Raw genomic sequence first — 22,688 nt, 5'->3', positions numbered from 1 at the left:
GATTTTAATTTTTAATGTTTGAATAATCGGTTTGCCAAAGGCAAAAATTTCAAAGCATTAAAAATTAGGCGTAGAATATGTACTGGCAATAGAGCTTAAAGAGCGGCGGCGCATTGCTGTCACAGTAAAAAGACGGAGCGTCACTGTTTACCACAGCCGTTTCCACAGCCTCCGTAATTTCCGGTTTCCAGCTGTCTGCAAATGTGAAGGCTCCCAAATCCAGCTGGAAGCTCTTAACAATAATGTTATCGGTAGTATTTTTCTTTAAATCGACTTTACTGTTTGAGCAGCAGTCGTCTTTTTTCCCGGTAGCAGCACAACAGGAGTTTTCCTCCTCTGCAATTTTTACGCAGGGTACTTCCGATTTGTAAGCCAATGAAACGGAAGCAATTTCTCCTCCACAGTAATGCACATTAAAAGCCAGTCCGACATTGGAAACCAATATCAGCATCGCTAACAGTAAACTTATGTGCCTGTTTATTTTCATCAACGCAAAAATAGTACTTTTTTTAATCCTGCAAACCAAAATTGTCTTAAGGTTTTTACAATTCAATTATTTGCTCCAATTCGGGAATGACACATTCCAGATGTAATTTTGCTTCTATTTTTTCTTTCAGCACGGTAAATCCGTCTGCTTCGCCATGCATTAAGAATACTTTCCGGGGTTTGTCTTTCAATTCCGATACCCAGTTGATCAGGTCTTCCTGATCGCCGTGGGCCGACAATCCTTCAATTTCTATTATCCGGGCCGCAACCGGGTAATATTTCCCGTGTATCTTAATTTCTTTTTCGCCTTCAAGCAATTTCCGTCCGCGGGTACCTTCTGCCTGATAGCCCACAATAATAACGGTTGTTTCCGGAAGTTCAATATAACGCTCCAGATAGCTCAGCACCCTGCCTCCGGTTATCATGCCGCTGGCGGCAATAACCACTTTCGGCCGGTTGTCATAAATGGCTTCAATGGTATCTTCATACTCGGTTATCATCGTAAACATACTGCACATTTCTGCACTTTCTTCCAGCTTCATTTTATGCCATGCCGTATTTTCGGTAAAAATATCCAGGACTTTAAGCCCCATAGGCGTATCAATAATATAAGGCATATCCGGTATTTTTCCTTCTTTTTTCAGCTGCCAGATCAGGAACATGATGGTTTGTGCCCTTTCTACTGCAAAACTGGGAATCACCACATTGCCGTTCTTGTTAAATGTATCATTAATACAGGCTTCCAGTTCTGCTTTAGGATCGTTATCCGGATGCAGTTTATTACCGTAAGTACTTTCCAGGAAAACATAATCGGCCTGTTTCGGTTTTACCGGAGGAAACATCAGTACATCATTATCCCGCCCTATATCTCCGGAAAAAACCAGCTTCTTCCCTTCTATCGTTATGGCTATCGAGCAGGCTCCGATGATATGACCGGCATAGCTGTACTCGACAAAAATATCCTCTTCTAATGTAAACGGTTCATCTATGTAAACGGTACGAAACAGCGGAAACACTTTTTCGGCCTGTTCAACCGTATAAAGCGGTTCTGCCGGATTGTGTTTCGAATAATGTTCTTCGTTTGCCTTTTCGGCTTCTTCTTCCTGAATCTTCGCACTGTCTAAAAGGATCAGCCGGCTGACATCTTTGGTCGGATTGGTACAAAATATCTGCCCTTCAAATCCCTGGTGCACCAGCCGCGGCAACCAGCCGCAGTGATCGAGGTGTCCGTGTGTGAGCAGTACATAATCTATTGTGGATGGCAACACCGATATCGGGTTCCAGTTTAAATCCCGCAACGCTCTTTCGCCCTGAAAAAGACCACAGTCCACCAATATCCGGATTCCGTTGCTCTCAATCAAAGTTTTTGATCCTGTAACGGTTCCTGCACCTCCTAAAAACTGAATTTTCATAGTCTAATCATTAAAAATTACACATTTATTTCCGATGTATTCACACAACTCGGAAGCTTCCCTTATAATATTTCTGATTCTGTTCGAATGGACATTAATATCCGAAAGCAGCTGGCTGTTCTCGATAAGTTCGGATGCCAGCAATACGTTACTGATCAGTAGTTTTTCTTTTTCGGCCTGCGTGAGTGTCGTCAGACAGGTTATCGGAAACAATCCGCTCTGCTCGATTTTATATTTCAGACTTTCCTTATCCGGATAGTCCCAACTGATCATTTTCAGATCGGAACAGCGGCCAAACTGCAAAGCTTCCGAAGTGAACCGGTTATTTGTAATCACCCAGCATTTGCTAATGGTGTCACTCTGACTGAATACGGAATGGGTTTTATTTTTCAGGTCATTAAACCGGGAAAGGATGTACATGGGTATTTTAACATCGGATTTTACATCGTTGCGGCTGTGAAATTTACATTCCACCATACCTACTTTCAGGTCTTTTTTTACCAGCACATCGATTTCGTGTGTCACACATTTCCCGTTAAGTATCAAATTGGTTTTGGCTGTATATCCTTCTGTTTCGAAAAGTAACGCCACATATTTTTCAAAGAAAAAACCGGCCGGACCCAAAGCCTGAACTGCCGCTTTCAGATTGTAGCGCGCCGCATGTACTTTGGATGATTTTTTGAGTAACTGAAAAGCCAGTCTGTATATCTTTTTGGTGGGCATACCATCGTAGATCTCCTGTTCGATAATGTTCAGGATTTCATTTATCTTCTCTGTACCGGCACCTGACAGATGAAGTGATTTCCGAAGCTTCTCACTGTCAAATTTTACAATATCCCCGGACTGCTTTACAACTTTCATCCTTTTAAAAAAGTTTGGTTACTTCCTTAAAGGTACAAAAAATATTATGAATTTTTCTGCTGATAATAAAACGCCGGAATAAACAAAACCAGAAATAACGGCTGAATCAAAAACCTCCGGATATAAAAAAGGAGCATATAATCCGGTTTATCCGAACTGAGCAATACCGCAAAAAACGCCGTGAGAAGTACTACCAAAAAGAAAACGTATAAAAGAGCGGCCAGTTTTACCAATGACACGTCTTTAAAGATAAAATAAATAATGAGCAGGGAAAGTACCGTATTTAAAAAGTACCGTAAAAACAGTCCTCCGAATAAGGCTCCGGTATGGTATTCCGGCAAAACGGCTGCCTGGAATTCTCCTTTAAAAAAATCCAGGAACGGATCATAAAAAAGTGCGGCTTCAAAAGCCCGGATACAAACCAGTAAAAAAATCAAAACGGCAACAACCAGCCATCTTCCTTTATTTTCCGATAGTTTTTTTAGCATAACCTGAAAATTTTTGAACCCACAATACCCATAACACAAAAACTACTCCGTAAATAAAAAGCGGAAAAATCACGCCATGCAATAAATGTTCCTGCTCCGGATAGCTGTTTAAAGCAATCGTAATGAGTGCAATCCTAATAACATTCAGGATGTGGATCAGGAGTATTCCAATTACAATATAAAGTCCTGTTTTGAGCCATCGGGACGAAAAGGCGAAGATAAAGGCGGCAAACAAAATCATAATGCTAACGGCATTACAACCTTCCACTACCCGCACCACCGATTTGTTATGCAGTAAAATATTGACCGAAGCTTCCGTAGGATTGGGTTTTGCAGAAGCCTCCTGGTTGAGGAACAGCAAGGTCTTTTCCACCTGGGAAGCAACCGCTTTTGTAATACCGTCTGTTTCTCTGTTTTGTGCATCATACTGACTCAGATAGCACTTGTAGCCAACCGTGAGTCCTATATATAGGAGTAGGAATTTTATCAAAAAGATAAAAAAGGGTTTGTATTGTAGCAATAGATTTTTCAAACCGTTTATTTTTAACAAAAATATAAAAATTAAAAGACCTCAAATAAATACTTTTGCAAAAAGAATGTTATGAAATTTCAAGAATTAGAGCCAAAAATAACCGCTATCGTTTCGCAAACGGAACTTAACAGAGCGGAAAAGTTAACAAACATCTGTCAGTTACTCAAAGACAATGTCGATTATTATGACTGGGTTGGTTTTTACTTCCGCAACGGTGAAAAAGAAGAATTGATTCTGGGACCTTATGTAGGTGCGCCTACAGACCATACGGTAATTCCTTTCGGAAAAGGCATCTGCGGTCAGGTTGCCGTTTCAAACCAGAATTTTGTGGTTCCCGATGTACAGGCACAGGACAATTACATTGCCTGCAGTTTTACGGTAAAATCGGAAATTGTGGTTCCTTTATTTGTAAATGGTGCGAATATCGGGCAGATTGACATTGATTCCAACGTACTTGATCCGTTTACAGCAGCCGACGAACGCTTTCTGGAGTTTGTAAATCAAGAAGTTGCAAAACTTTTTTAACGATGTTTGGTCATTTTATTTGTCAATTAAAAAAATAAATCTACCTTTGCACACGAATAGGAAAATCCTAATTCACTACATAATAATCATTTAAACAATATTAGCATGTATTTAACTAAAGAAGTTAAAGCGGAAATTTTCGCAAAACATGGTGGAAACGCTGTTAACACAGGTTCGGCTGAAGGGCAAATTGCTTTATTCACATTCAGAATTAGCCACTTGACTGAGCACTTGAAAAAAAATCGTCACGATTTTAACACAGAGCGTTCACTAGTTCTTTTAGTAGGTAAAAGAAGAAGCCTTCTTGACTACTTAAAGAAAAAAGATATCAACAGATATCGTGAGATTATCAAAGAATTAAACATCAGAAAATAATCACAAGAAAAGAGGTGCCCGCGCGCCTCTTTTTGTTTTGTATATTTTGACAGAAAAAGTTTGGTTTTTCATTGGGTATTAGACAACTACACAACAACAACGACAACAACACAACTAAAACCCATTTGTCTAATTAAGAATTAAAATTAATTTTATGGTTCCTAAGGTTACCCAAGAAATTATCGATTTAGGAGATGGTAGAACCATTTCTATCGAAACAGGAAAACTAGCCAAACAAGCAGACGGTTCTGTCGTGGTTCGTATGGGCGATGCAATGCTTTTAGCTACTGCTGTATCTGCCCGTACTGCCAGTCCAGGCATTGATTTTCTACCGCTAACTGTAGATTATCGCGAAAAATTTGCTGCAGCTGGTCGCTTCCCTGGCGGATTTTTTAAACGTGAAGCACGTCCAAGTGACCGCGAAGTATTAACGATGCGTTTAGTAGACCGTGTATTACGTCCGCTTTTCCCGGATGATTATCATGCCGAAACTCAGGTAATGATTCAGTTAATGTCGCATGATGAAAATGTGATGCCGGATGCATTAGCCGGATTAGCAGCATCAGCAGCATTGGCAGTTTCTGACATCCCGTTCACAACTTATATTTCTGAAGTTCGTGTGGGACGTGTAGACGGAAAATTAATCATCAACCCAAGTAAAGAACAATTAGAGCAATCTGACATCGACATGATGATTGGTGCTTCTAAGGATTCTGTTGCGATGGTTGAAGGTGAAATGAAAGAAATTTCCGAAAAGGAAATGGTTGAAGCAATTAAATTTGCTCACGACGCGATCAAATTACAGGTTGAAGCACAGGAAAAATTACGTCAAGCTTTAGGTTTAACTGAAGTACGTACTTATGAAGAGGAGAAAAATGACGAGGCTATTTATGCCAAAGTAAAAGAAGCGGCTTATGCACAATGCTATGCTATTGCACAAGAAGGTACTTCCAAACAAGAAAGAGGCGAGAAATTTGCCAACGTTAAAGAAGAAGTAAAAGCTTTATTTACAGAAGAAGAATTAGCTGAAAATGGCGATCTAGTATCGAAATACTTTTCAAAAACACAAAAAGAAGCGGTTCGTAATGTAATCTTAGATTTAGGACTACGTTTAGACGGTAGAAAAACTACAGAAATTCGTCCAATCTGGTGCGAAGTAGATTATTTACCATCGACTCACGGATCGGCAATATTTACCAGAGGTGAAACTCAGGCATTAGCAACTGTAACTCTTGGAACATCAAGAGAAGCTAATATCATTGATTTACCATCAGAGCAGGGAGAAGAAAGATTCTATTTACATTATAATTTCCCTCCATTCTCTACAGGTGAAGCAAAACCATTAAGAGGAACTTCCAGAAGAGAGGTAGGACATGGTAACTTAGCACAACGTGCTTTAAAGAACATGATTCCTGCAGATTGTCCTTACACTATCCGTGTGGTATCAGAAGTATTGGAATCTAACGGTTCTTCTTCGATGGCAACGGTTTGTGCCGGAACATTATCGTTAATGGATGCCGGAGTACAAATCTCAAAACCGGTTTCCGGTATTGCCATGGGATTAATTTCCGATGACAAAACAGGACGTTGGGCGGTATTGTCTGACATCTTAGGTGATGAAGATCACTTAGGAGATATGGACTTTAAAGTTACCGGTACAGCTGACGGTATCACTGCTTGTCAGATGGATATTAAAATTGAAGGTTTAGCATACGATATTATGGAGAAAGCATTAGAGCAGGCTCGTGATGGACGTCTTCATATTTTAGGAAAACTAACGGAAACATTAGCAGCACCAAATGCAACTGTTAAACCAAAAGCACCAAAAATCATCAAAGTTGAAATCCCTAAAGATTTCATCGGAGCTGTTATCGGACCTGGAGGTAAAAACATTCAGGCGCTACAGGCAGAAACCGAAACAACTATCGTTATTAACGAAGAAGGTGATTTAGGTATTATTGAAATTTTAGGTACAAATGCTGCCGGTATGGACAGAGCAATCAGCGCTATCCAGAACACGATATTCTCTCCTGTTGAAGGTGAAACATACAACGTTAAGGTTGTTAAAGTTTTAGAATTCGGAGCTGTTGTAGAATTTGTTCCTGGTAAAGAAACATTACTTCACGTTTCGGAAATTGACTGGAAACGTATTGAAAACGTAGCTGACGTTATTAAAGTTGGTGATGTTTTTGACGTGAAATATATGGGTATTGATCCAAAAACCAAAAAAGCTAAAGTTTCTAAAAAAGCTTTATTGCCAAGACCTCCAAGAGAAGACAAAAAGGAGGATAAAAAAGACACTACTCAACAAGGTTAATTTTTTATAGAAATTAATTCATAAAAGGCCCCGTTTCTTAACTGAGACGGGGCTTTTAAATTTTAACCTGCACATCTTTTTATACCGGAACCATTTCCCCTGAGTGCCCCTGTTTTTATTTCCGTTTATAAAACAAATTCACTTTTTTAGTTTTTTTCTTTCATTTTTAAATTTAAATTCTACATTTGTAGAGACAACTCTAAAAACATAGAGCAAAAGTTTTTACCAACTGTACGTTTCACAGTTAAACTAACTAAACCCAAAAACCCACTAAAACCTACCTGAACTTATGACCAATTTACAGAAAGAGAACTAACCAAGACCGGGACCACTCCACCATGAACAGAACAGCCGGCTGAACAGGAATACCGGAAATCTATGACGAATAACAGCCGTTAGTTAAAAGTTTATTACTTCAAACATGCGGATAGCATCATTAAGGATTTCTTCAATAATACCGCTTCTCAATTTGCCTCTTAAAATTTAACACTGTTCCTAAATGTTAATTTTTTCAAAAAGCATTTTCTATAGGATATTATTTATACTTTTGACGCCTTTGTTCATTATCAATTTATCAATCAATCCACTATTTTTATAAATGATATTCAAAAACCCACTTAAACCATTATGCATTATACTGCCATATTCTTTATTTCTTAGCTTTTTACAATTACAAGCCCAATCCGGCGAAATACAATTGGCAAAAGCGTATGACAGCATTGCAGGAATTCAGGGCCTCAGCATTAGCAACGGTCTGATCCACTCTAATCCTTATCCCGTTCAAAACGGTAAATACCGGTATTTTCGCTCCGATAAATTCGAAAAAGGAACCGTCATTTACAATGACCAGTATTATTATGACATCGATGTTAAATACGATCTCTACAATGATATTTTAATCTTCAAACCCGTAGGTGAAACCAACAATGTGGGAATTGAACTGATTCCGCAAAATGTCAATGCCTTTCTCATTAACGGCAAACGCTTTGTCAATCTCAACAAGGTTGTTTCTCCCCTGTTCACTTTTATCAAAGGCTATTATGAAGAAAACATCAGCGGTAAAAACTTTACGTTTTATATCAAACGTCATAAAGACCGCCGTGAAACTGTAACCGGAACAAGGATTTACAATGAATTTGAAAACAATGACGAATATTACGTTTACAGAGACAATAATTTCTACAAAGTAGCTTCAAAAAGTGATGTTATCGCATTATTTCCCGATCTCAAGAAAAAAATCAATGACATCTACAGCATGAACAAATCCATCGAAAAAGAAGACAAAACACAATTTTTTGAAGAGTTAATGCAAAAAATAAACAATTTACTCGAAAATAAAACCCATTAATAATGAGGAAATTTCTACTTACCCTATTTATTATAACTTTTAGCCAGTTATTGTTTGCCCAGGAAAAACAAAAATTATCAATAGAATTCAACAATACTGATATTCAGTCTGCTTTAAAAAAGATTGAAACAACCACTAATTATAAGTTCTATTTTGACAGCAGTTGGCTGGACGCATACAAAACACCCATTACTAAAAGCTATACAGACACCGCTGTAGACGAAATCTTAAGCGATATTTTTGCCAATACGGATCTCAACTTTTTTATAGACAATAAAAACATCATCCTGACCAACAACAGCATCATTTATGACAAGCTGGTGGACAATTATTTTGGAAATACTACAAAATCAAATCCAAATGAAGTAGTGATCCAGGGTGATCCTGTTTTTTATCAGCAATATGACGATGCGCAGGGAAATCCTGACACGCGAAGCAATTCTGTATCTTTAATTGGAAAAGAAGGCAAAAAAACAGGAAAGAAAACATTTGAACTTTCCGGTTATATCAAGAACACTAAAAACGGAGAACCGATATCGAATGTTGTTGTTAAGACTCAAAACAATGAGGCTACCGCAATTACCGATGAAAAGGGTTACTATAGCATGCAGGTACCTTCCGGCTTGAACATTGTTGAAATCGAATCTTTTACACACAAAAAAGTTTCCCGAAAAGTAATGATGTACAACAACGGTACACTAAATATGAGTGTAACCGAGAATGTAACCCAGCTGGAGGAAGTGAATGTGCGCGGAAAAAGACGTGAAGGAGCAAAAGGCAACATTGCCGGTGTAACCACAATCAATCTTAGAGATTTAAAGAATGTCCCTACTGTTTTGGGAGAAAGAGACATCCTTAAGATCGCGACAACAATACCGGGAATCAAAACTGCCGGTGAAGGATCGTCCGGAGTAAATGTCAGAGGAGGAAAAGAAGATCAGAACTTATTCCTTTTAGACAATGCCACCCTGTATAATCCGTCTCACTTCTTTGGTTTTTTCTCGGCAATCAACCCGTACACCATTGATAAGGCAGATATTTATAAAGGTAGTATCCCGGCAGAATTCGGAGGAAGATTATCGTCTGTATTTGACATCAGCACTAAAAAAGGCGATGTAAACAAAGTAACCGGTGAAGCAGGAATTGGTCCGGTAACCAGCAACGTGACCGTTAGTACCCCTATCGTTAAAGGTAAATCGAGTTTATTGGCCGGCGTACGTGCTACTTACTCTGACTGGATTTTAAAATCACTGAATGAAGAATCTTTAAAAAACAGCAAAGCCGGTTTTTATGACGGAATTTTAAAATACAGCCATCAGATCAACGATAACAACAGTATTGAAGCAATGGCTTATTACAGTCATGATTCCTTCAGTATCACGTCGGATTCACTATACAAATACAGCAACCGACTGGCTTCTTTGAAATGGAATCACAAGTTCAATGAAAAGCACAAAGGGGATTTGATCTTAACCAATACCCAATACAAGTTCAACATTGATTTTGATGAAGACACAACCTTAAAATCGTTTGATTATGGTTATAAAATCAACGAAACGCAGTTACAGTTAAAAATGGAATATGCCCGTGACAAAAAGCATACTTTCAGCTACGGACTGTCCAGTAAATTATACGGAATCGACCCGGGATACCTGTCGGTTAAAAATCCGCAGTCACCACTGTTACCGGTCACTATAGCCAGTGAAAAAGGATTGGAATCGGCTTTATTTGTTGGCGATGCTTTTAAAGTAACAGACAAGTTGTTATTCAACATTGGTTTACGTTATTCTATTTTTGCCGCTTTAGGTGCTTCATCACAAAGAATATACGAAGACAATTTACCGAAAAGCGATGCTACCGTTAAGGAAGTACAGGCTTTTGGCAGCAATGAAGTTGTAAAAACCTATGGTGGTTTTGAGCCGAGAATTTCAGCTAAATATTCATTTACCGAAGATTTTTCAGCAAAAGTGAGCTATGACAAAACCTACCAGTACATGCATTTACTATCCAGCAACACGACACAGTCGCCAATGGACAGCTGGAAATTATCAGACATCAATGTAAAACCGCAAAATGCACAACAATTCTCCTTAGGTTTCTACAAAACACTGAGCGAAGGCTTGTTTGAAGTGAGCCTGGAAGGTTATTATAAAAAGATGAACAATATCCTGGATTATAAAGTAGGTGCCGAACTGGTATTAAATGAACATATCGAAACCGAACTGTTACAGGGTAAAGGAAAAGCTTACGGGGTGGAATTATTACTAAAGAAAACCACCGGAAAATTAAACGGCTGGGTTGGCTATACCTACTCCAGAACTTTTATCAAGTTAGACAGTCAGTTTGACGAGGAAAAAGTGAATAACGGGGATTATTTTGCTGCCAATTTTGACAAGCCACATGACTTTAGCGCTGTTTTAAATTATAAATTTACCAAGCGTTACAGTTTGTCGATGAACTTTATTTACCAGACCGGAAGACCGATTACCTATCCGGTAGGAACTTACCATTACGGAAATGCAGAATATACCTTGTATAGTGATCGAAACAAATTCAGAATTCCGGATTATTACCGTTTGGATATCGGACTGAATATTGAAGGAAATCATAAAATCAAAAAATTTGCACATAGTTTCTGGAACATATCCGTTTATAATGTGTTAGGAAGAAATAACCCATACTCTGTTTATTTTGTTACCAAAGAAGGAGAGATCAAGGCTTACAAAACCTCTATTTTCTCTATTCCGGTACCAACGGTAACCTATAACTTCAAATTTTAACAGCATAAAAGAATTCGATGAAAACATCCATTTTAACAAAACTCGTTTCATTTCTTCTTGTTTGCCTGAGCATAATGAGCTGTACGGATCCGTATCAAATGAAAACCGATACGTTTGAAGACGCCATTGTTATTGAAGCGACAATAACGAATGTACTGGAAAAACAAACCCTGAAATTATCCCGTACCTATCGTTTTGAAGATGCAGGACCTGTATTTGAAGAAGACGCAACCGTTACCGTTACTGACAGTGATGGCAACGTGTACAACTTCGTTGAAGAAAACGAAACGTATGTGTCCACAACTGCCTTTCAGGCGGTTGCAGGCAAACAGTACCAATTATCCGTTACCACCAGCGACGGCAGAAAATATGTGTCCAATCAGGAAATCTTACCGGCTGTAAACAATATTGAAAGTGTTGCGGCCAGCGTGCAAACGCAGGACAATGTGAGAGGTGTTGAGATCCGGGTAAAAAGTTTCGATCCTACGAACAGTTCCAAATACTACCGCTACGAATATGAAGAGACCTATAAGATTATCTCTCCTAAATGGAGACCTTATAAAGCAGTCATAACCGGTCCGCAGGAAATTGAAATCGTTCCAAGAACGGAAGAGGCACAAACGTGTTACAGCACCGATAAATCAACCGATATTATTTTAGTAAATACAAATGAAACCCAGGAAGACCGCGTCGATTTTGCAGTACGCTTTATTAGTGCCAAAAACTACATCATCAGTCATCGTTACAGTATTTTAGTTCGTCAGTATGTTCAGAATTTACATGCTTTCACGTTCTATAAAAACCTGAAAAAAATATCGGGATCCGGAAATATACTCTCTCCGAATCAGCCCGGATTTCTGAGCGGTAACATTAAATGCGTTAACAGTCCTAACGAAAAAGTAATTGGTTTTTTTGATGTAGCATCCGTTTCCAGCAAACGAATTTTCTTCAATTATGCCGATCTTTTCCCTGGCGAACAACTGCCTCCGTTTAAGGTGAACTGTAACGAGATGGAACAAAATTTGTGCTTTAGTCCTGTCCCGACCTGTCATGGTGGTTCCATTATGTCCTATTTAGGCTCCAACACCATGGCTGTATATGAATATATGAGTGCTCCGGTATATGTTCTTATACCGACACCTTGTGCTGATTGCACCTCGTTTTCTTCAAATGTAATACCTCCGTTTTGGGAATAGAAATGTATTAATAAGGCTTTAAGGATATATAGCTGTTACTTACCATTTCTTACATCGGATTATAGAAAATTATAATTTTATGAAAACAAAAGAAATACTCAAACTGATGTCGCTTCTGCTGATGTGCTTAGGCATATTAAGCTGTACAGATCCGTATCAGATGAAAACGGATACCTTTGAAGAAGCTATAGTTATAGAGGCTACAATAACCAATGTTTTACAAAAACAGGTTATCAAAGTATCCCGCACCTATCGTTTTGAGGATAACGGACCTGTATTTGAACAAGGCGCACAGGTAATTATGACGGATAGTGACGGAAACCTGTACAATTTTGTTGAAGAAAACGGAGCTTATGCTTCCGCAAATGCATTCCAGGCAGTTCCCGGAAAACAATATCAATTAACGGTAATTACCAGTGATGGTAAAAAATATGTTTCCGATCAGGAAATACTATCGCCCGTTAACAATATAGAAAGTGTAACTGCAAGTGTAGAAACACGGGATCAAAAGAGAGGTGTTGAAATTAAAGCACAATGTTTCGATCCTACAAACAGTGCGAAATATTACCGATACGAATATGAAGAAACCTATAAAATTGTAGCACCCAGATGGCGATCATACAAAATCCTTATTACCGGTCCTCAGTCGTTTGAACTTGTTCCAAGAACTGAAGAAGCACAAACATGTTATAGCACAGACAAGTCAACAGATATTATTCTATTCAGCACTGATGATAGTGAAGAAGCCCGTGTAGACTTTGCGTTTCGTTTTATCAGTGACCAGAATTATATCATCAGTCATCGCTACAGCGTTTTAGTACGCCAGTATGTTCAGAATCTGAATGCTTACAATTATTATAAATATCTAAAAAAAATATCCGGAACCGGAAGTATATTTTCGCCTAACCAACCCGGTTTTTTAAGTGGTAATATTAAATGTGTAAACAACCCTAACGAAAAAGTAATTGGTTTTTTTGATGTATCATCCGTTTCCAGCAAAAGGATTTTCTTCAATTATGCCGACCTTTTTCCGGGCGAACATCTGCCACCTTATAAAATTAATTGCGACGGAATAAAACAAATTTTTTGTTTTACCCCCGGTTCCGGTTGTAACGGTGCACCTATGATGAACTGGTTCTATAATAATCTAATGTGTGTGTATGATGATGAAGAAGCTCCTAAATATCATTTAGTACCCACTCCATGTGCTGATTGCACCTCATTTTCGTCTAACTTAATACCTCCTTTTTGGGAATGAAAAAAAATATCTTATATATAGCACTATTAACGTCTTGCTTTTTTACACAAAATGTAGCCAGTCAAGGCAGTTCAAAAAGTAGCAATCTGATTGCTACCGCTAAAGAAACCGTATATCTTCACGCTAACACAACAACGCTTTTAACTGGGGAATCCTTTTACTACAGCTTGTACTGTGTGAATATGAATAATTATACCGCAAGTCCTATAAGCAAAATCGCTTATATTGAATTAATCGATGCCGGTCGTACCAGTGTTCTAAAACAGAAAGTGCTCCTTAAAAAAGGGATTGCCCAGGGCGATTTCTTTATCCCGACAACACTTAAAACCGGTAATTACAAACTGGTTGCCTACACTAACTGGATGCTGAACGGAGCATCGTCTGAAATCTCTCAGACAGACATTGCGATCATCAATCCGTTCCAGCCTTCGAAAGAATTTTCAAACCAGGAACTAAACAGTATTTTTCCGGTTGAAAAACGCAATCCTGAAAAAACTTCCAACGATGTTTTAACCATTGAAACCAGTAAGAAAACATTTGCCAGCAGAGAGCAGGTGAACATTACGGTAAAGCCGGCAGCAAACATAAAAGGAAACTATTCCCTGTCTGTACGAAAAATTGATGCCTTAGAAATGGCTGCCAGAAAAAGTACTGAAGAGCTTCTTTCACAAAATAAAAACCATCCGGCGGCAACAGCTTCCAATGTTTTTTATATTCCGGAATACCGGGGAGAAGTACTGACCGGAAAAATAGTTTCAAAAAGTAAAACAACTGATGTTTACGACAAATCCGTTGCCCTGTCTGTTCCCGGAAAATCTTTTGGGTTTAAAATCGTGAATACGGATAAATCCGGTAAATTTATTTTTACGCTTGATGAACATCCGAACACTTCCGGTGTTATTATTCAGGTGGTGGCCGATAACCGCGAGGATTATGCTATTGAAATGGAAAATTGGAAAGGCTTTGATCTTTCGCAGTTAAACTTTCCTCCAAACTTCAGTTTAAACGCAAATTATAAAAAAGCAATAGAAAACCGTTCTACAGCTAATCAGATCGAAAATGCTTACTATACCAGAAAAAGAGACAGTCTTGAAGCAGCACCAAAGCAACTGCCTTTTTACAATCCGCTGCAAAAAGACTATATCCTTGACGATTACGAACGATTCAGCTCTTTTAAAGAAACCATTATTGAAATCACAAGAGAGTTATTTTACAGAGAGAAAAACGGCAAATATTCTTTGCATATCAGAAACAACACAACTAACGACGGTTCATTAGACATTCCGCTGGTTATGGTGGACGGGTTAATGATTCAGGACAACAGCGAGCTTTTTAATTATAACACGAGCAATATTTATAAAATCTCGATTATCAGCAAACCGTATATCTATGGTTCGATGTCTTTTAGCGGTATCATCAGTATCATTACCAAAAGTTATGATTACCAGACCAAAGCTTCGGGTGATTTTATCAAAAAAACGGAGATTTCAAGACCTGTAAAAAACAAAAAATACCACAGCCCTAAATATGACGGTAGCCACAACCTGGAACGAATTCCGGACTACAGATACCAGTTATTATGGCTGCCGGAGCTGGCTGTTGCCAACGAACCTGCCAACGTTTCTTTTTACACTTCCGATGTTAAAGGAACTTTTGAAGTAATCCTGGAAGGTTTTACAGAAAACGGCAAACCGGTTTCCCTGAGAGATTATATAGAAGTGCAATAATTTTTAACCGCTGCATTATCCTGAATATTTGATTCTGAAATGCACAACAAACTTTAAAAGGCTATTACCATGGTAATAGCCTTTTTTTTGCTTATTCCGATTCATGAAAAAGGGTATTCCTTTTAAATGGTATCCCTTTCCGGATCAGGTAGGCATGGTAAAAACTGGGAACATCATACGTCCATTTGGGCAATAACAGTATGATCAGAAAAACATCCAGATGGGATATCAGTCCAAAAAACACCGCTGTTTTCATCGCCCAGCCGCCATAACTGAAACCGATTATCGCAACAAAAACCGCGAGCAAAGTCAGTCCCCATAGTTTGGACAGCAAGGCATGCGTACAGGTTTCTTTTCCAAACTTTGCAATACTGACCACATAAGTCATCGCTTCCATTACAAAAACAACCGTTATCGGAATTTTATAGGCCAGGATAACTTCCGGATTTAACAGCCAGGAACACCAGCCCACACACAGCCAGAAAACCAGATCCGTCTGACTGTCCATCCGCCGTAATTGCGGCGACGACACGCCTGCTTTTCGTGCTGCGATGCCGTCAAAAATATCCGACAGCAGCCCTAAAACCATCAGGCCAACCAGCTCAAAACGTATTGCTGCTCCAAAACGATAGGTCAGCGCGATCATAACAGGCCCTAAAAGAAGCCTGAATATGATGAGTACAATAGGAATCCTTTTCATCATCTAACTTTTAAATTGCCAGTTCACAAAAGGAAGCCTTCTTTTGCCGTTCGTATTCCACAATCCCAGCTGAACCCCTCTCAGGTTTTTAGCATTATTAAACAAACCGATCTGTACGCCGCGATACTCCCGGGATACATTTGAAACAGCCAGCTGCAAACCGCTCCCGGCATTGATCATGTTGGCAATCCCGCAAACCGAAATACCGTTCATATTTTCGGTACTCAAGATTGCCGCGGTAACAGAAACACCGTTCATTTTATTCATCACAGAAACAACACAAATATTCAGTCCGTTAACCTGTGCTCCTGTCAAAAAGCCCCCCGAACTCACATTCAATCCGTTAATCCGGGTATGTATTATGGCGTCATCCCGCTTTAAAAAGGTCCTCCTTAAAGAAAAACTGTCATAAGGCTCCTTTCTTGCTCCAACAATAAGACTTTCAAAAGCAATACCCAGTCCAAAAGTAAATAACCCGACTGCTATCGGGCTGGCTTCGATATTTAAACCGTTCACTTCCTGAAATTTTATTTTACTGTTTCTATAATGTCCCACACCTAAAGTCAATCCGTTTACCTTATTGACCCGACTGTGAATTGGCGACAAACTGAATATCCGGACACTGTCTGCCCGACTGCCCTTTTCAGACAGTTCTTCAGCATACACCGTGCTATGCCCGTCATCAACCGCTACAGCTAACTGCTCATCAGTTGTAAACTTTGCCGTTTCCTGCGACAAAACAGCGTTTGAAAGCAGCAGCATAAAAAAAGCAACGAATTTTAGTTTCATAATGTTCCTGTTTAAAATTACCATCCAAACCTATTGCAATTTTCACATGTAAAATTGTGCATAATAATATTTAAAAGTTTTAAATTTGTGATTATCGCAAATCATGAAAGAACAGGAAATCCTTTTAAAAGCTATCCGGAAACAGCTTCCGGACAATACTTCGCTGATTAACGAGCTCTCCGCAGTCTTAAACATAAGTTATGATGCCGCTCATCGCCGCATTTCCCAAAAAAGCAAATTCACCATAGAAGAAACCGTAGCCCTTTGCCGGCATTATAAAATCTCTATGGATACCTTATTTTTCCAAAACCGGAAAGTAATCGTAGAGAAAACGAAGGAAATCAATTCGATGGATGACATGATTGAATATTTCAAACATTCTTCCGAAAAATTACAGTTGTTCACGGCACTTTCCGAAACAAAGATGTTTTATTCGGCAAAAGACATCCCGCTTTTCTATACTGCCGATGGTACGTTGCTGTCTAAATTCAAACTATATGTGTGGATGAACCTTCTAAACGGCAATAAAAACCAGGAATCCTTTGAGAAATTTTCGATTGACGGACAGTTGTCTGAATATACCCAGATCCTGAAAAAAGTGTACGAATCGGTTGAAGTGCATGAAATATGGAACGACACGACCATAAACAGCAGCCTGCAGCAGATCTTATATTTTTTTGAAGCCGGTTTGGTCACCTTTCAGAATGCGATCGTACTATATGACGATTTAAAAGCCATACTGAATAAAGCGGAAGAAAAATGTGCTAAAAACCCCTTATATAACCTTTATTATAACGAACTGCTTATCTTAAACAATAATGTATTGTTAACCGACGGTAACCGGCAGGCGCTTTTTATCCCATATACCATGCTGGGCTATTTTATTACGGACGATGCCGAAACCTGTTCCGGCACGCAACGCTTTTTTTCACACCAGATCCAGAATTCAAAATCACTCAAACAGTCCGGCACTAAGGATCGTAAGCAATTCTTTAACAAATCCTTACACAAAATAGATTTTTATATCGAGCGTCTTAAAAACGAGGTCAAAATAGATTTTTAAAATATTTTTTAAATTAATGTAACTTTTTTATAACCTGTTACGTATAATTACTGAATACTTAAAAAGAGGAGATTCTTAAATGAGACAACTTAAAATTACCAAGCAGGTAACTAACCGTGAAACTGCTTCCTTAGACAAGTACCTACAAGAAATTGGAAAAGTTGACTTGATTACCGCCGATGAAGAGGTAGAATTAGCACAAAGAATTAAAGCCGGAGACCAGAGAGCCTTAGAGAAATTAACAAAGGCCAACCTGCGTTTTGTGGTATCGGTTGCTAAACAGTATCAGAATCAAGGTTTAACTTTACCCGATTTGATTAATGAAGGTAACTTGGGGTTAATTAAAGCTGCACAACGTTTTGACGAAACACGTGGTTTCAAATTCATTTCGTATGCGGTTTGGTGGATTCGTCAGTCTATTTTACAGGCTTTGGCAGAACAATCTCGTATTGTTAGATTACCATTAAACAAAATTGGCTCTATCAATAAAATCAACAAGATGTATGCTTTATTAGAGCAATCTAATGAACGTGCTCCTTCTGCTGAGGAAATTGCAAAAGAACTGGACATGACTGTTAATGATGTTAAGGAGAGTATGAAAAACTCCGGGCGTCATTTATCCATGGATGCTCCGTTAGTGGAAGGTGAAGACTCTAATCTTTATGACGTATTACGTTCCGGTGAATCACCAAATCCTGACAGGGAACTGATTCACGAATCTTTACGTACAGAAATCGAAAGAGCTCTGGAAACCTTAACACCTCGTGAGGCTGACGTAGTAAGATTGTATTTCGGATTAGGTGATCAGCACCCGATGACATTGGAAGAAATCGGAGAAACTTTTGATTTAACCCGTGAGCGTGTACGCCAGATTAAAGAAAAAGCGATCAGAAGATTAAAACATACCTCCAGAAGTAAGATTCTAAAAACTTATTTAGGATAAATTTTATATGAAAATTAAATGTTTATTATATCTTTATAACTTGAACATTTAAGCTAAAAATATTTAAAGTAACAACAGTTTCAATAACTGTTCGTTTTTTGATTGATGATTGAAACTCCGGCTGATTACCGGAGTTTTATTTTTATAGCAGCTTTTATAATCCTGTCAACAGAAGCCGGCTGCCGGATTTAACAATTCTTATGCACTTCTGTTCCTGATAATTTTAACATTATAACTATCTTTGCACAAACACAACACAACATAATGAAAAATAGTATTATAGCTCCTTCTGTACTGGCTGCTGATTTTGCTAATCTGCAACGCGATATAGAAATGATTAACAACAGTCAGGCCGACTGGTTTCATATTGATATTATGGACGGCGTTTTCGTTCCGAACATCTCTTTCGGAATGCCGGTTCTTGAAGCAATCAACAAACATGCTAAAAAAACAATCGATGTACATTTGATGATCGTAGATCCGGATCGTTATATCAAAACCTTTAAAGATCTGGGCACGGATATCCTTACCGTACATTACGAAGCGTGCACGCACCTGCACAGAACCCTTCAGGCAATAAAAGTAGAAGGTATGAAAGCCGGTGTAGCCTTAAACCCGCACACCAATGTCGCTTTACTGGAAGATGTGATTAACGACATCGATTTAGTATGCATCATGAGCGTAAATCCGGGATTTGGAGGTCAGTCTTTTATTGAGAATACCTATAAAAAGGTAAAACAGTTAAAAGAGATCATCACCCGTAACAATGCGGCGACCATTATTGAAATTGACGGTGGTGTAACCGATAAAAATGCACGACAGCTGGTGGAAGCCGGTGCCGATGTACTGGTTGCAGGAAGTTTTGTATTTAAAGCTACTGACCCGATCGCTACCATTGCCGATTTAAAAAAGATCACAACCTTATAGTTTGAACATAAAAAAAGCAGTCCGGATGGACTGCTTTTTTGTTTTATATAGGTGTTCCTTATTCTTTGATCAATTTGGTTTTAACAATTTCATTATTGTCAACATCAAACGTTTTTACCAGATACACTCCTTTATTTAATCCGGAAATATTAACCGGATAATTGTCTGCATCTGCAACAACCAGTTTCTGATCCATTACTTTAGCACCTTTTAAATCATAAATTTCAACACGTCCCGGCACAGCCTGCGTGGCATTGTAATTTACTCTTAAGTTAAAAGACTCCAAAGCCGGATTCGGGTAAAGGGAAACTTTATTATTTGAAATAAAACTCTCTGTTCCCAAGAATGCCTGGTAGTTAATGATAAATGGCATATCCACCGACAAACCCGAACCTCCGTCTGCCAATGCTGCCCATGCTGTTCCACTGTGCTGTTTTGCATTCCATGCCGGTAAATTCACTGTTCCCGGAATGGTTACAGCAGGAAAGAAAATAGACGAATCATTGGTAGCATGAACCTGGTAATCTACCCAATAGGTTCCCGGAGCAAGGTTAGCCGTGATGTTACCGCTTACACGCCAAACTTTACGGGTTGTACCGGCATTGTTATTCCCAATCCGATACATTAACGCATCTCCGCTGTTTGCAGCGCTGTAAACGTTTGTAATCAAATCTCCCGCAACAATACTTGAAGTTCCTACAGACGGGTCGCCGTTCCATATCTGAACTCTTAACTGGTCAATTGGCGGTGTTGTTCCCGTATAACTTGTCTGGTAACAGAAAAAGTCAACAGAAGTGACATTTAACGCCGAGGTAATTGTGAAATTATCCGCTAACCGGAAGTTACTGGTACCAGCCGTGTTGAAAATACCTCCGGATCCCAAAGTGGTATTGGTAACTCCGCCCACACTCTGTAATTCACTCCAGGTGTAGCCTGCCGGCGATGTTGAAGTACCGTTTGATGTAGTGGTACCGGTGCTCACAGCACCATTGTTGTAGAAATTCTGCGCGGAAGCAGTCACTCCTAATAAGGCCAAAGATAATGCGGCCAACACATTCTTTTGAGTAGTTTTCTTCATAATATTCAAATTAATTGTTTTTCAGCATTAAAATTAACAATTAATTTGAATATTACTCACTATGATAACAATATTAATACTGGCTAACCAAATATTTAATAAGATCTGTAGTCGTTACAATACCTACAAGCAGGTCGCCTTCCACTACCGGTAAGGCATGGAACTCTTTGTTCGCTAAAATTTCGGCTGCTTCTTTTATGGTACTATCCGGCGAAATCGTTACTAATTTCTTAGCCATTACCTGTTCAATAGTAAACATATTATACACGGTAGTATCGACAATTTCATCATCGTCGTCTACTGCATCCACGAAAGAAATGCGGAGCAGATCGGTATAACTTAACATCCCTACAATAACGCTGCCGCGAACTACAGGAATATGCCTGATGTTATTTTTTTTAAAGAGTAACTCCGCCTTGGTTAAATCATCAGACACGTTGAGTTTAACCACATTTTTAGTCATAATGGACGATACCGGAACACGATGTTTCATAACTTTATGTTTTTGATTATGAGCTAATTTAGCCTAATAAAGTTACAAAAACATTGACAAAAATCATGTTTAAATAGAAAGTTCTTGCTTAAAATTCCACCGATCCGGTTAATTCTTTTAAAGCCACTTCTGAAATTTTTGCCTGGAATTTTGCCGCACTATGACGCGTACGTGCCGTAATATAGTTCAATTGTGCATTACGGAATTCTATAGTAGTGATGGTACCGATTTTGAATTTCTCCAAAGTAATTTCCAGATTCTGCCGGGCAATTTCTTCGTTCTTTTCTTCCAGTTTGGACAGTTCCAGATTGGTTAAATACGACTGGTAAACCGTTGCCAGCTGAACATTCAGATTCTGCTTTTGTTTATCCAGCAGAAAGCTTGAGTTCTCAACCTGCAAATTGGCTATTTTCTCATTACGGTGCTGTAAAAAACCATTGAAAATATTCAGCGTGGCACTCAATCCGTAATTCAGTCCTTTTGTAGAAGATTGGGTCACGAAACCTAAACTGGATTCTGTTTCCGAGAAATTATAACCGGTATTGACCCGCACCACCGGGTAACGGCTCGATTTTACCTGTTTTAAGTCGAGTTCCGCCACTCTTTTGTTAATAATGGCTATTTGTACATCCGGGTTTTGTTTGTCGGCTAAAGCGATCAAATCGACCAATACCAGTTTGTCATCAATTTTCACGGTTTCCACCACACTAAAATCGGTGGTAACCGCTCTTGCCAGCAATTCGTTTAAAGCCGATTTTGTATTGGCAAAAAGTTCTTTCTGGCGCAGTAAATTTGATGCATCCGTATTCAGGTCCACCTGTGCATTCAGCACTTCCAGTTTGGATGCTTTCCCAATTTTAAAACGGTTGTCGGCCGTTTGCAGTCTTTGCTTGGAAATAACGATAGTGGTATCCAGCGTTGCCAGCTGTTGCTGTTGCTGTACCAGATCATAATACATGGATAATACATCGGCAATTTTGGTTACTATAGCCGATTTTAATTGTGCTTCACCCTGCTTTTCCAGTTCTTTCAGCTGATCGTAACGGGCGAACATTTTAAATCCGTCAAAAACGGTCCAGCCTAACGTAACGCCATAATTCAAGCTGTTGTTTTTGGCATTATCCAGTTTTCTTTCCGTTCCGTCCGCCTGTGTTTGCGTCGAATTCTGGATATTGTTGTTCTGGGTTAATGTGGCGTCCAGTTTGGGCAGCATTCCGGCATTGGCAATGCCCACATTTTTTTCACTTATTTTAGCCTGATTTGCTGCTATTAAAATATCGTAATTGTTTTTCAGCGCAATTTCAACAGCTCCCTGCGCTGTTAAAACTTCCTGCGCATCAGCCGTTCCGACAAATAATACCGCTATAAAAATAAATAGATAACTCTTCAT

21 protein-coding genes are annotated in these 22,688 nt (G+C 38.9%); 11 read left to right on the top strand and 10 right to left on the bottom strand.

Annotation, left to right across the window (positions count from 1 at the left end; all coding sequences use genetic code 11):
* Positions 1-64 precede the first annotated feature (64 nt).
* The 5 genes from B3394_RS05630 to xrtF are packed head-to-tail and all read right to left on the bottom strand — an operon-like array spanning position 65 to position 3,767.
* Positions 65-487, bottom strand: a complete 423-nt coding sequence (locus tag B3394_RS05630) for an HYC_CC_PP family protein (protein ID WP_273245129.1) — start codon at positions 485-487, stop codon at positions 65-67.
* A gap of 55 nt (positions 488-542) precedes the next feature.
* Complete coding sequence (locus B3394_RS05625) at positions 543-1,898, bottom strand: MBL fold metallo-hydrolase (protein WP_177729992.1); 1,356 nt, start codon at positions 1,896-1,898, stop codon at positions 543-545.
* 3 nt (positions 1,899-1,901) lie between these two features.
* Positions 1,902-2,759, bottom strand: coding sequence for an ATP cone domain-containing protein (locus B3394_RS05620; RefSeq protein ID WP_177729993.1), 858 nt, complete (start codon positions 2,757-2,759; stop codon positions 1,902-1,904).
* Between the two features lie 44 nt (positions 2,760-2,803).
* On the bottom strand, positions 2,804-3,247 hold the full coding sequence (locus tag B3394_RS05615; RefSeq protein ID WP_177729994.1) for an exosortase F system-associated membrane protein: 444 nt from the start codon (positions 3,245-3,247) through the stop codon (positions 2,804-2,806).
* Positions 3,222-3,767, bottom strand: coding sequence for an exosortase family protein XrtF (xrtF, locus tag B3394_RS05610; RefSeq protein ID WP_286914003.1), 546 nt, complete (start codon positions 3,765-3,767; stop codon positions 3,222-3,224). Before xrtF ends, B3394_RS05615 begins: the two co-directional genes overlap by 26 nt.
* An 81-nt stretch (positions 3,768-3,848) precedes the next feature.
* Between xrtF and B3394_RS05605 the strand changes: the two genes are divergently transcribed.
* From B3394_RS05605 to B3394_RS05570, 8 genes are all read left to right on the top strand, one after another.
* On the top strand, positions 3,849-4,304 hold the full coding sequence (locus tag B3394_RS05605) for a GAF domain-containing protein (RefSeq protein WP_177729996.1): 456 nt from the start codon (positions 3,849-3,851) through the stop codon (positions 4,302-4,304).
* 105 nt (positions 4,305-4,409) lie between these two features.
* Positions 4,410-4,679 carry a 30S ribosomal protein S15 gene (gene rpsO / locus B3394_RS05600; protein ID WP_177729997.1) on the top strand — a complete coding sequence of 90 codons (270 nt, stop codon included), beginning with the start codon at positions 4,410-4,412 and terminating at the stop codon, positions 4,677-4,679.
* Between the two features lie 154 nt (positions 4,680-4,833).
* A complete protein-coding gene (locus B3394_RS05595) occupies positions 4,834-6,996 on the top strand; it encodes a polyribonucleotide nucleotidyltransferase (RefSeq protein WP_177729998.1) in 2,163 nt (720 codons plus the stop codon).
* Between the two features lie 598 nt (positions 6,997-7,594).
* Entirely contained in the window at positions 7,595-8,344 is a 750-nt protein-coding gene (locus tag B3394_RS05590) for a hypothetical protein (RefSeq protein WP_273245127.1), read from the top strand.
* A 2-nt stretch (positions 8,345-8,346) separates the two neighbouring features.
* Positions 8,347-11,124, top strand: a complete 2,778-nt coding sequence (locus B3394_RS05585) for a TonB-dependent receptor (RefSeq protein WP_286913929.1) — start codon at positions 8,347-8,349, stop codon at positions 11,122-11,124.
* A 17-nt stretch (positions 11,125-11,141) separates the two neighbouring features.
* The gene (locus B3394_RS05580; RefSeq protein WP_273245126.1) at positions 11,142-12,320 is read left to right on the top strand and encodes a DUF4249 domain-containing protein; all 1,179 of its coding nucleotides are present in this window, start codon (positions 11,142-11,144) and stop codon (positions 12,318-12,320) included.
* Positions 12,321-12,399: 79 nt separating this feature from the next.
* Entirely contained in the window at positions 12,400-13,578 is a 1,179-nt protein-coding gene (locus B3394_RS05575; protein ID WP_286913925.1) for a DUF4249 domain-containing protein, read from the top strand.
* Positions 13,575-15,305 (top strand): hypothetical protein, encoded by a 1,731-nt coding sequence (locus B3394_RS05570; protein ID WP_286913923.1) that lies wholly within the window; start codon positions 13,575-13,577, stop codon positions 15,303-15,305. Before B3394_RS05575 ends, B3394_RS05570 begins: the two co-directional genes overlap by 4 nt.
* A 91-nt stretch (positions 15,306-15,396) precedes the next feature.
* On the opposite strand, the gene B3394_RS05565 is transcribed toward B3394_RS05570, so the two are convergent.
* Positions 15,397-16,005: a CDP-alcohol phosphatidyltransferase family protein gene (locus B3394_RS05565; RefSeq protein WP_286914000.1), complete on the bottom strand. Its 609-nt coding sequence runs from the start codon at positions 16,003-16,005 to the stop codon at positions 15,397-15,399.
* 3 nt (positions 16,006-16,008) lie between these two features.
* Positions 16,009-16,794 (bottom strand): LA_2272 family surface repeat-containing protein, encoded by a 786-nt coding sequence (locus B3394_RS05560; protein WP_286913921.1) that lies wholly within the window; start codon positions 16,792-16,794, stop codon positions 16,009-16,011.
* A gap of 103 nt (positions 16,795-16,897) precedes the next feature.
* On the opposite strand from B3394_RS05560, the gene B3394_RS05555 reads away from it, so the two are divergent.
* The 3 genes from B3394_RS05555 to rpe all read left to right on the top strand — a co-directional run bounded on the left by B3394_RS05555 (position 16,898) and on the right by rpe (position 19,727).
* Positions 16,898-17,857, top strand: a complete 960-nt coding sequence (locus B3394_RS05555; protein WP_286913920.1) for a hypothetical protein — start codon at positions 16,898-16,900, stop codon at positions 17,855-17,857.
* 79 nt (positions 17,858-17,936) lie between these two features.
* Positions 17,937-18,800, top strand: a complete 864-nt coding sequence (locus tag B3394_RS05550; RefSeq protein ID WP_020212501.1) for a sigma-70 family RNA polymerase sigma factor — start codon at positions 17,937-17,939, stop codon at positions 18,798-18,800.
* Between the two features lie 264 nt (positions 18,801-19,064).
* Positions 19,065-19,727, top strand: a complete 663-nt coding sequence (gene rpe / locus B3394_RS05545) for a ribulose-phosphate 3-epimerase (RefSeq protein WP_286913918.1) — start codon at positions 19,065-19,067, stop codon at positions 19,725-19,727.
* Between the two features lie 58 nt (positions 19,728-19,785).
* Here rpe and B3394_RS05540 read toward each other — a convergent pair whose 3' ends face one another.
* The 3 genes from B3394_RS05540 to B3394_RS05530 form a co-directional block, all read right to left on the bottom strand.
* The gene (locus tag B3394_RS05540) at positions 19,786-20,805 is read right to left on the bottom strand and encodes a T9SS type A sorting domain-containing protein (protein ID WP_177730007.1); all 1,020 of its coding nucleotides are present in this window, start codon (positions 20,803-20,805) and stop codon (positions 19,786-19,788) included.
* Between the two features lie 73 nt (positions 20,806-20,878).
* Entirely contained in the window at positions 20,879-21,298 is a 420-nt protein-coding gene (locus B3394_RS05535) for a CBS domain-containing protein (protein ID WP_177730008.1), read from the bottom strand.
* An 88-nt stretch (positions 21,299-21,386) separates the two neighbouring features.
* Positions 21,387-22,688: a TolC family protein gene (locus B3394_RS05530; protein WP_273245113.1), complete on the bottom strand. Its 1,302-nt coding sequence runs from the start codon at positions 22,686-22,688 to the stop codon at positions 21,387-21,389.

This window comes from Flavobacterium sp. UBA4197 (assembly GCF_002379575.1).
Taxonomy (GTDB): domain Bacteria; phylum Bacteroidota; class Bacteroidia; order Flavobacteriales; family Flavobacteriaceae; genus Flavobacterium; species Flavobacterium inviolabile.
Note: the sequence above shows the minus strand (reverse complement) of the source record. Positions and strands in the feature narration are given on the sequence as shown.